Genomic DNA, 9,297 nt, shown 5'->3' on the forward strand with positions numbered 1-9,297 from the left:
GGGGCTCGCGGAACGGGGCGGCCCTGCGGCTCGGCGGCCTGGCGCAACAGCGCTTCCCTCAGCAGCAGTCGGCGGTCCGCGTCCAGGCCGGGCACCGCCGGCGGGGGCAGCAGCCCGGCGAGTTCGCGGCGCTCCGACTCCTCGGACGCCGGGCGCTGCGCGGCGCGCCGTGGGGTGGCGTTCATCCGTGGCTCTCCTGGGTCGACGGCCGGAGCGCGGGGAGGCGGCCCGGTACGGGCAGGGCGGGGGCGGCGGCGACGCGGACGGGGACAGAGACAGGGACGTGAGTGCGGGCCTTGGCTTCGGCTTTCGCCTCCGCCCTGGCCTCGGCCTCGGTGAGTTCGCGCAGCCGGGCCCGCGCCCGGGACAGCCGCGAGCGGACGGTCCCGACCGGCGTGCCGAGCGCCTCGGCCGCGCTCGCGTAGTCCAGCCCGGCCCACACCACCAGCGTGAAGACCTCCCGATCCCGGCGCCGGAGCCGGGCGAGCGCCCGGCGCGCGGCCCGCAGCTCCTCGACGTCCGCGAGGTGCGCGACCAGGTCGTCGGAGAAGTCCGGGACGGCGCCGCGCTCCGGGATCCGGGCGAGCGCGAGGTCGCGGCGCCGCCGGGCGCGGGCGTTGCGGCGCATGACGTTGGTCGCGATCCCCAGCAGCCACGGGCGCAGGCCGTCGCCGTCGGGGTGCAGCCGCTCCCGGCCCCGCCACGCCTCCAGGAAGGTCGTCGAGACGACGTCCTCGGCCTCCGCCCAGTCGCCCGTCACGCGCAGGGCGTAGCGGTACAGCACCTGGGCGTGCTCGTCGTAGAGCTCGCCCAGGACGTCGGGGTCGCCGCGGCGCAGACGCGTTCTCATGAGTGCTTCCACACTCTGCCCTGCCCGGTCCGGCACCCGGGTTCCGGTGACGTGCGTCACAGGCCCCGACCCACCGTCGATGTGGCCCGGCTCACAGGAACTCCGGTGCCCCTCCGAGCAGTACAGGACATGACCACCGCTTCCGCTCCCCGTTCCGTTCCCCGCCGGAACGCCCTCCGGGCCCTGGCCGTCGCCGTCGCCCTGGTCGGCGCCTCGACTCCCGCCCTCGGCGGCCCGGCCTTCGCCGCCGAGCCGGAGACGTACACCCTCACCGTCCGGCACCTGGACCGCGCCGGCCACCCGACCGCGCCGTACCGGACCAGCGTCACCGGGATCTCCGGCCCCGGCGCCGACACCTCGGTCCGGCTGGACGCCCCCTCCGGCGTCACCACCGTGCGGCTGCCCAAGGGCCGGTACGTGCTGGACAGCAACCTGACCTCGGGGCTGGAGCCGGGCGGGACGATCTGGACGGACTGGATCGTCCAGCCGCGCCTCGACCTCGACCACGACACCACCGTCACCGTCGACGCGCGGACCACCGCCCTCGTCGACGTCCGGCCCCCGGACGGGTCCGCGCGCTTCCGGCACAGCGGGATGTTCGTCGAGGTCACACACGAGGGTGCCACCAGGACCGTCAACGTCGCCAACGGGTCGCCGAACCTGCGCGTCGCCCACCTCGGGCCGGAGACCGAGGCCGGGGCGGTCAAGCAGTGGTTCGACGTCAACTGGGACACCGACACCGGCGGCTACCTGCTCGGCCGGACCTCCACCGGCACCCGCGCGCTGACCGGGCTCAGCAAGCACTACTCCGCGCAGGAGCTGGCCACCGTGAACATCCGCGGCGCCGCCGGACCGGGCGGCGCCGGGACCGCGCTCGTCAGCCTCCAGCCGAGCGACGGAGCGAGCATCGGCGAATCCCGGAGCGTCACCCCACCCGGCCCCGCCACCTTCCACGTCGCACCCGAACGCGGCACCTGGGACATCGGCGTCACCGTCCCCCGCGCCGACGGCAGCCGGCCGACCTACTACACCGAAGACCGCGTCGCCGTACGGGCCGGGGCCACGACCACCCGGACCTTCGACGGCCCGGTCTTCGGCCCCGCGCTCACCGACCGCCCCGCCGTCTCCCGCGACGGCGACCGGATCACCGCGGACGTCCCGCTGCTCGCCGACGGCGACGGCCACGTGCCGTGGACCCCGTCGTTCGACACCGCCTACACCTCGCTGTACCGCGACGGGGTGCTGGTCGGCGCCGCCTCCGACGCGGCCGGGCGCGGCGAGTTCACCGTCACCCCGGGCACGGCGGGCTACCGCCTGGCCACCACCGTGACCCGCAAGGCCGCGGCCGGCGCGACCACCCGGGTGACCGCGTCCTGGACCTTCGCCTCCGCCACCACCGCCGCCCCGACCGCGCTCCCGGTCAGCGTCGTCCGGTTCGCCCCCGAGCTCGACCCGACCGGCACCGCGACGGCCGGCAGCGCGCTGCGCATCCCGGTCACCGTGCAGGGCGCCGCCGCGCACGGCCGCGTCCGCTCGCTCACCGTCTCCTCCTCCACCGACGGCGGCGCCTCCTGGACCCGCCTCCCCCTCGACGCCGGCGCCGTCACTGTCCACAACCCCCCGGCCGGCACCGCCGTCTCCCTGCGCGCCGAACTGACCGACACCGACGGCAACACCCTCGACCAGACCATCACCGAGGCCTACCGCACCCGCTGACCGTCCCGTTGCGACGAACCCTGAGCAGTCCTCACCGAAGCCTGACGGCAGGGCAGGGCCCTGTTGTGCCTACCGGATCCGCGATCGGCTTGGCCGGGATCCCGGCCAAGCCGATCCGCTCACGCCGCCGGCCGCGGTGGAGTCGGTGGCCAGGGGTCCGCACGACTGCCGCCCCACAGTCGGTCGGCCTCGTGATCCTTGAGAAGATCTCGTTCATGAGTGAGGATCCGAGGGCCCGAGAAGCCGTGTGGGCGGATGGAAGGAACCTGTACGACGTCGTCCCCGCTCTCGACGCTGTCATCGGGATCATCGGGCGGGATCTGGTCCTGGGCGAGTACTCGCTGGCGCATGCCACGGCGCACATGGCAGCGGAAATGATCGTGGAGCAGAGGGAATCGACAGGGATCCACGACGAGGGGACGGCATTGCTCGTCGTCCGTGCACTCGCCGAGTCGGCCGCCGCGACGGAACGCGCGAATGATGGACTCCGTTCGTAGCGAGGCGCCCTCCGGCGCAGGCCTCCTCGGGTGGGGAGGCCGGCGCCGGACTGGTTCGGCTTCGCCGTTCACCGCAGGGGTCAGGCTGCGGTGGGGGTCAGGGGGCGGGGGGTCGGGGTGGTGAGGGCGAGGTTGCGGTGGATCTCCAGGGCGGCGGTGGAGCGGTTCAGGGTGATGTAGTGGAGGCCGGGCGCGCCCTCGTGGAGGAGGCGTTCGGCCATCCTGGTGGCGTGGTCGACGCCGATGCGGTGGGCGGTCGCCCGGTCGCCGCGGGCCGCCTCCAGTTGTCGGGCCAGTCCGGTGGGGAAGGAGGCGCCGCTGAGTTCGGCGAAGCGGCTGATCTGGCGTACGTCGGTGGCGGGCATGATCTCGGGGATGACCGGGGTCGCGCAGCCGGCCGCGGCCAGCCGGTCGCGCAGCCGCAGGTAGTGCTCGACGTCGAAGAACATCTGGGTGACGGCGTAGTCGGCGCCGGCCCGGCACTTGGCGACGAAGTGCCGGATGTCGTCGTCCCAGTCCGCCGAGCGCGGGTGGCGCTCGGGGAAGGCGGCGACGCCGACGGTGAACGCGCCGCACTCCTTGACGAGTCGGACGAGTTCGGCCGCGTAGCGCAGGCCCTGCGGGTGGGGCTCCCAGCGGCCGTTGGGGTTGCCCGGCGGGTCGCCGCGCAGGGCGAGGACGTCGCGGATGCCGACGTCGGCGTAGCGCCGTAGGACGGCCTGGAGTTCGGCGGTGGAGTGGCCGACGGCGGTGAGGTGGGCCACCGGGCGCAGGGTGGTCTGGGCGGCGATCAGTTCGGTGGTGCCGATGGTGCGGTCGCGCGAGGAGCCGCCGGCGCCGTAGGTGACCGAGACGAAGGTCGGCGCGACCGCCTCCACCCGCCGGATCGCCGCCCACAGGGCGCGTTCGCCGGCCTCGTCCTTGGCGGGGAAGAACTCGAAGGAGTAGGTCCGTTCGCCGGCCGCGAGGATGTCGCGCAGGCCGCGCGGGGTGCGCCGGGTGGTGTGGTCCATGGGTTCACCTCAGGTGGTGGGGTCGGTCGTCCGGGGATGCGGGGGAGCTCCTCCACCCTGCCCCGGCACCCGCAACAGGACTGTCACAGCGGGTCGTTGACGGCCCCGTCCGGGCGGCGGAAGGTGCTCCGGCAGCTCTAGCAATTACCCTAGGGGGGTATGGTATGTTCGAAAGGAAGCAGCCGCCCGGGCAGTCCGGCCGGCGCCGGGCACCACGACAGGAGCACACCCATGAGCGAGACCACCGTCACCGTCGAGTCCGCCGCCGCCGAGGCCACCTCCTGCTGCGGCTCGTGCGGCACCGGCGCCGGCGCGGCCCCGGCCGCCGAGTCCGGCCGGACCTCGGTCTTCCAGGTGAAGGGCATGACCTGCGGCCACTGCGTCTCCTCGGTGACCGCCGAGTTGAAGAAGCTCGACGGCGTCGAGGAGGTCGCCGTGGACCTCGCCACCGGCCGGGTCACCGTCGGCAGCACCCTGCCGCTCGCCGACTCCGACGTGGCCGCCGCCGTCGACGAGGCCGGCTACGAGCTGGTCGGCCGCGTCGAGGCCTGAGCCTCCGACGTCGGCCCGGACGGGAGGGCGCCACCCCGCCCGTCCGGGCCGACTCCCCCTCGGCACGCCCCCGGTAGAGTGAGCGCACGCCTCACCGCACAGGAACCGGAGACGGCCATGGCCGGCTACAGCTCGCACAAGGACGACTTCCGCAAGCGGCTCCGCCGCATCGAGGGCCAGATCCGTGGCCTCCAGCGCATGGTCGAGGAGGACACCTACTGCATCGACGTCCTCACCCAGGTGTCCGCCGCCAGCCGCGCCCTCCAGTCCTTCGCCCTCCAACTCCTCGAAGAGCACATCGAATGCTGTGTCCGGGACGCCATCGCCGAGGGCGGCCAGGAGGCGGGCACCAAGATCCGTGAGGCCAACCAGGCCATCGCCCGCCTGGTCAGGTCCTGACCGCGTTCCAGCGGTGACGGCTCCTCCGACGGCCCCCGGGAGCCGTCACCTTTACGGGGTGGGGGTATCTCGCCGGGGCATTCCAGGAGGGGATCAGCCGTGTCCGCGATCGAGTTCGTCCGCCGCCTGGCCGGCCTGGTCTACCGCTTCGACCTGAACGGCACCGCCAACGGCCGCCCGTCCTACCGGCGGCGGGACCTGGACCTGTGGTGCCGGTGGACGCCGGAGCGGGGCTGGTGCGTCGTCGACGCCGAGGGCGTGCCCAACTCCGCTCCGCTGCTGGGCGAGGACCGGCACCGGGAGCTCCCACCGACCGGGCCGTGGCGCAGCTGGAAGGCCGGCCGGTCGTACCTCTACGACCTGCGCCGCGTCGATGGAAACGGGGACGGCGACGCGTCCTGAGGCCCGCGGGGTCAGACCCGGTCGAGCGGGCGGTGCGGGCCGTCCGGCAGCTCGACCGCGACGGCGTCGCCGGGCCGGACCGGGCCGCCGGTGCGGACGACGCCCATGATGCCGGCGCGGCGCACGATCGTGCCGTCCTCGGCGCGGCCGACGACCTGCTTGAGCAGGCCGGGCCGGTAGGCGTCGATCTGGGTGCACGGGTTGCGCAGGCCGGTGATCTCCACCTCGGCCTCCGGGCCGATCCGCAGCACCGCGCCGACCGGCAGGCCGAGCAGGTCGACGCCCTCGGTGGTGATGTTCTCGCCGAGGGCGCCCGGCGTGACGTCGAAGCCCGACTCGCCGAGTTCGGTGAGCAGTTCGCGGTGGATCAGGTGGACCTGGCGCAGGTTGGGCTGGGTCGGGTCCTGGGCGACCCGGGACCGGTGCCGGACCGTCACCCCGGCGTGCACGTCCCCTTCGACGCCCAGACCGGCGAGCAGGGTGATGCCGTTCCGGTTCGGCTTGGTGAACGAGTACTCGGCGTTGCTGCTGACCGCCACCACGGTGCCGCTCATGCTCCGGACCCTCCTCGCGGACGTACGTTCGATCGCAGGAGCAGCATAGCCGCCGCTGACGACCGGCCCCCCGATGATGGAACCGGGGGAGCTCAGGACCGCAGGTCCACGTGCGCCGGCTCGTCCGCGTCGGCGACCCACAAGTACACGGGTGCGAGCCCGAGTTCGATCCCCATCAGCACGAGCTGGAACCAGTGCGGACGGCCGTCGACGACGAGCGACAGCACCCGCGCGAGGCCGCCCAGCAGGAGGACCGCCGCCAGCCACCGCACCGGCCGGGCGGGCACCGGCGTCTGCCGGGCGGCGTGGATCCAGGCCGCCCCGTACCCGGCGAAGACCGCGCCCATGAAGCGGCCGAAGCTGCCGACCGTCGGGCCGGCGTCCGCGATCCCGGGCATCGCGGAGTTCCCCAGCAGGATGTGGAGGAAGCCGATCGCCACGCAGGCGATCCCCATCGTCCACGCGAGCACCCGCAACGCCTTGGCCATGGCTCGTCCACCCCTCACAGAGGTCTGGTTGACACGTGTCTACTACGTTGCCCACCACGCTAGCGCCGGCAAGTAGACATGTGTCAAGTAGCCTGGCCCGCATGCCAGTCCACGAACGGCGCCGCCGGCTCTCCCCCGCCGAGCGACGCGCCCAGCTGCTCTCCGTCGGTGCCCGGCTGTTCGCCGAACGGCCGTACGAGGGGGTGCTGATGGAGGAGGTCGCCGAGCAGGCCGGGGTCTCCCGCGCCCTGCTCTACCGGCACTTCGCGAGCAAGCACGAACTCTTCGCCGCCGTCTACCGGGAGGCCTCCGCCGACCTGCTCGCCAGGAGCCGGTTCGACCCGGGCGACACCCTGGTCGAGCAGCTGGTCGAGGGCATGGACGCCCACCTCGACTACTTCATCGCCAACCGGCACGCCGTGCTCGCGGCCAACCGCGTGCTGGCCGGGGACCAGGTGATCCAGACCATCATCACCGAGGAGCTCGACGCCCTGCGCGGCCGGCTGCTCGGCGTCCTCCCGCTCGCGGACGAGCGGGCGCGACTGGCGGTGTCGCAGGTCCTGCGCAGCTGGCTGGTGTTCGTCCGGGTGCTGGTCATCGACTGGCTGACGGAGGAGAGCTGCTCCCGCACCGAGCTGCGGGACGCCTGCATCGGCGCCGTGCTGGGCGCGCTCCGGCCGCTGCTGCCCGTCGATCCGGCACCCGGCTGGGGGCACCGAGGGCATACCATCGGGACGTAAGGGGAGAAGCTCCGCAAGCGCCCAATTCCTCATGAACATATGACAATTGGATACTCTGACTCCCCTCGACCAGCCGGACCTCCGAACCCCGCGAAGGGACCCATGGACTCCGCCGCAGCCGACACCGGGACCACCCTCCCCCCACTCCACCGGCTCCCCACCACCCCCGCCCAGCCGCCCCACCCCACCACCCTCCCGGACGGCACCCCCGCGTGGCTGATCACCCGCTACCACGACGTCCGGCAGGTCCTCGGCGACCCCCGGGTCACCCGGGCCGACCTGCATGACGTCGGCACCGCGGGCGCCACCGCCGACGTGGCCGCCAACCCGGCGTCCCTGTTCAACCAGGACGGGCCCGCCCACCGCCGGCTGCGCGGCACCGCCCAACGGGCCTTCACCCCGCGCGCCATCGCCGGCTGGCAGCCGTGGGTCGCCGCCGCCGTCCAGCAGTCCGTGGACCGGCTGGTCGCCGCCGGCCCGACGGCCGACCTGGTCCCCGCCTTCGCCCGGCCGGTGCCGTTCGCCGTCACCACCCGGCTGATGGGGCTCGACGGGGACGGGCCGGACCACCTGGACGAGGAGCGGCTGCAGCGCTGGACCCGCGCCCTGCTCGCCCAGGGCGAGGACCAGGGCGGCGGCGAGGACGGCGGGCAGGACGGCGCTCAGGACGGCGGACAGCAACCGGGCACGGACCCCGACCACGACGCCACCCTCGCCGAATTCGGCTCCTTCATGGGCGAGTTGGTCGCCCGCCGGCGCCGCGAGCCGGGCGACGACCTGGTCAGCCGGCTGGTCCGGGCCGCCGACCAGGACGGCGGCGTCCCCGAGGAGTCCCTCGTCTTCCTGGTCGCCGGGCTCACCGCCAGCGGCAACGAGAGCGTCGCCGGCGCCCTCGCCAACGCCCTGGTCTACGTGCTCGGCGAACGCCCCGAGCACTGGCCGCGCCTCGCCGACCCGGACACCGCCGAGCGCACCGCCGAACGGCTGCTGCACTACATCCCGCTCGGCGACGACGAGGCCACCATCCGCCGCACCACCGCGCCGGTCGAGGTCGGCGACGTGACCATCCCGGCCGGCTCGGTCGTCGCCGTCAGCCTCGGCAGCGCCAACCGCGACCCGGCCGTCTACCCCGAGGGCCTCGACGCCGACCTGGGCCTCCCGCTCCCCGCCCCGACCCTCGCCTTCAGCTCCGGCCCGCACTACTGCATCGGCGCCTGGCGGGTCCGGCTGGAGATGCGGGAGTCCCTGCACCGGCTCGCCACCGCCCTGCCGGGCCTGCGCCTCACCACCCCGGTAGCGGAGCTCGCCTGGCAGCTCGGCGGCACCACCCGGAGCCCGGCCCGCCTCCCGGTCGACTGGTAGGCCGAACGAGAGGCGGCACCGGCGGTCGGCCGGGAGCCGGCACCGGCGGTCGGCCGCCCGGCCTCAGCCGTCGGGCGGGGCGGCCGACCACCGCCCCCGGCTCACCCGAACAACCCCTCCCCCAGCGTCCCGCCCTCCGGCGCGCCCGGCAGGACGTAGGCCACGGCCGAGGCGGTGTGCTCGATGAAGGTGTTGAGGGCGTCGCGCGCCGCCAGGCGGTTCTGGACGCGGGTGAACTGGGCCGGGTCGCGCATGAAAGCGCAGAACAGCAGGCCGCGGTCGCCCGGGCCGTCGTCGTAGTTGTAGCCGCGCCGCAGCATCCGGGCGCCGCCGTCCAGCCGGGGGCTGGAGAGGCGGACGTGCGCGGTGGCCGGGATGAGGTACGAGCCGTCCGGGTTCTTGGCGTAGATGTCCGGCTCGTCGTGCTCGGCCGTGCCGGTGAGCGGGGCGCCGTCGCCGGCCCGGCGGCCCATCACCTGCTCCTGGTGGTCGACGGGGAGGGCGGCGAAGGCGGCGGTGTCCATCCGGATCCGGCGGTAGACCAGCACCGTCCCGTGCTCGTACGGCCCCGGCGGGCCCCAGACCCACTGCCCGCTCTCGGTGCCGTCCGGGTTCGCCGTGCCGTCCTTGAAGCCGAACAGGTTGCGCGGGGTGGCGCCGCCGGCCGTCCGGGCCAGGAAGCCGGACTGCGTCCACCGCGCGGTCGCGCCCGCCGCCCGGGCCG

At 74.4% G+C, this 9,297-nt stretch carries 12 protein-coding genes and 1 pseudogene; 7 read left to right on the forward strand and 6 right to left on the reverse strand.

From position 1 onward, the window contains the following. Both AE652_RS27210 and AE652_RS27215 read right to left on the reverse strand, forming a co-directional pair. Window positions 1-185 (reverse strand): annotated as a pseudogene (locus AE652_RS27210) (hypothetical protein); the annotation flags it as partial. Continuing rightward, window positions 182-850, reverse strand: a complete 669-nt coding sequence (locus AE652_RS27215) for an RNA polymerase sigma factor (RefSeq protein WP_082346001.1) — start codon at window positions 848-850, stop codon at window positions 182-184. The gene AE652_RS27215 and the pseudogene AE652_RS27210, both read right to left, overlap by 4 nt. 129 nt (window positions 851-979) lie before the next feature. Between AE652_RS27215 and AE652_RS27220 the strand changes: the two genes are divergently transcribed. Further along, window positions 980-2,566 (forward strand): hypothetical protein, encoded by a 1,587-nt coding sequence (locus tag AE652_RS27220; protein WP_049656136.1) that lies wholly within the window; start codon window positions 980-982, stop codon window positions 2,564-2,566. A 191-nt stretch (window positions 2,567-2,757) separates the two neighbouring features. Next, a complete protein-coding gene (locus AE652_RS27225) occupies window positions 2,758-3,063 on the forward strand; it encodes a hypothetical protein (RefSeq protein WP_049656139.1) in 306 nt (101 codons plus the stop codon). Window positions 3,064-3,143: 80 nt separating this feature from the next. On the opposite strand, the gene metF is transcribed toward AE652_RS27225, so the two are convergent. Then, complete coding sequence (gene metF, locus AE652_RS27230) at window positions 3,144-4,076, reverse strand: methylenetetrahydrofolate reductase [NAD(P)H] (protein ID WP_082346002.1); 933 nt, start codon at window positions 4,074-4,076, stop codon at window positions 3,144-3,146. 231 nt (window positions 4,077-4,307) lie between these two features. On the opposite strand from metF, the gene AE652_RS27235 reads away from it, so the two are divergent. The 3 genes from AE652_RS27235 to AE652_RS27245 all read left to right on the forward strand — a co-directional run bounded on the left by AE652_RS27235 (window position 4,308) and on the right by AE652_RS27245 (window position 5,429). Next, the gene (locus AE652_RS27235) at window positions 4,308-4,628 is read left to right on the forward strand and encodes a heavy-metal-associated domain-containing protein (RefSeq protein WP_049656141.1); all 321 of its coding nucleotides are present in this window, start codon (window positions 4,308-4,310) and stop codon (window positions 4,626-4,628) included. 78 nt (window positions 4,629-4,706) lie between these two features. Beyond that, window positions 4,707-5,027 (forward strand): metal-sensitive transcriptional regulator, encoded by a 321-nt coding sequence (locus AE652_RS27240; protein WP_369808334.1) that lies wholly within the window; start codon window positions 4,707-4,709, stop codon window positions 5,025-5,027. Window positions 5,028-5,126: 99 nt separating this feature from the next. Then, window positions 5,127-5,429, forward strand: coding sequence for a hypothetical protein (locus tag AE652_RS27245; protein WP_049656144.1), 303 nt, complete (start codon window positions 5,127-5,129; stop codon window positions 5,427-5,429). 11 nt (window positions 5,430-5,440) lie between these two features. Here the strand turns inward: AE652_RS27245 and AE652_RS27250 are convergent, their stop codons facing one another. Continuing rightward, window positions 5,441-5,983 carry an MOSC domain-containing protein gene (locus AE652_RS27250; RefSeq protein WP_049656145.1) on the reverse strand — a complete coding sequence of 181 codons (543 nt, stop codon included), beginning with the start codon at window positions 5,981-5,983 and terminating at the stop codon, window positions 5,441-5,443. 92 nt (window positions 5,984-6,075) lie between these two features. Next, window positions 6,076-6,471 (reverse strand): DUF4345 domain-containing protein, encoded by a 396-nt coding sequence (locus AE652_RS27255; protein WP_049656147.1) that lies wholly within the window; start codon window positions 6,469-6,471, stop codon window positions 6,076-6,078. A 101-nt stretch (window positions 6,472-6,572) separates the two neighbouring features. Here AE652_RS27255 and AE652_RS27260 point away from each other — a divergent pair, with 101 nt between their 5' ends. Both AE652_RS27260 and AE652_RS27265 read left to right on the forward strand, forming a co-directional pair. Beyond that, window positions 6,573-7,211 carry a TetR/AcrR family transcriptional regulator gene (locus AE652_RS27260; protein ID WP_049656148.1) on the forward strand — a complete coding sequence of 213 codons (639 nt, stop codon included), beginning with the start codon at window positions 6,573-6,575 and terminating at the stop codon, window positions 7,209-7,211. Between the two features lie 102 nt (window positions 7,212-7,313). After that, on the forward strand, window positions 7,314-8,573 hold the full coding sequence (locus AE652_RS27265) for a cytochrome P450 (protein WP_049656149.1): 1,260 nt from the start codon (window positions 7,314-7,316) through the stop codon (window positions 8,571-8,573). Window positions 8,574-8,674: 101 nt separating this feature from the next. On the opposite strand, the gene AE652_RS27270 is transcribed toward AE652_RS27265, so the two are convergent. Further along, a partial coding sequence (locus tag AE652_RS27270) for a Dyp-type peroxidase (RefSeq protein ID WP_049656151.1) occupies window positions 8,675-9,297 on the reverse strand: 623 nt, incomplete at its 5' end.

The sequence above is a fragment of the Kitasatospora sp. MY 5-36 genome, assembly GCF_001182915.1.
In the GTDB taxonomy this organism is placed as follows: Bacteria; Actinomycetota; Actinomycetes; order Streptomycetales; family Streptomycetaceae; genus Kitasatospora.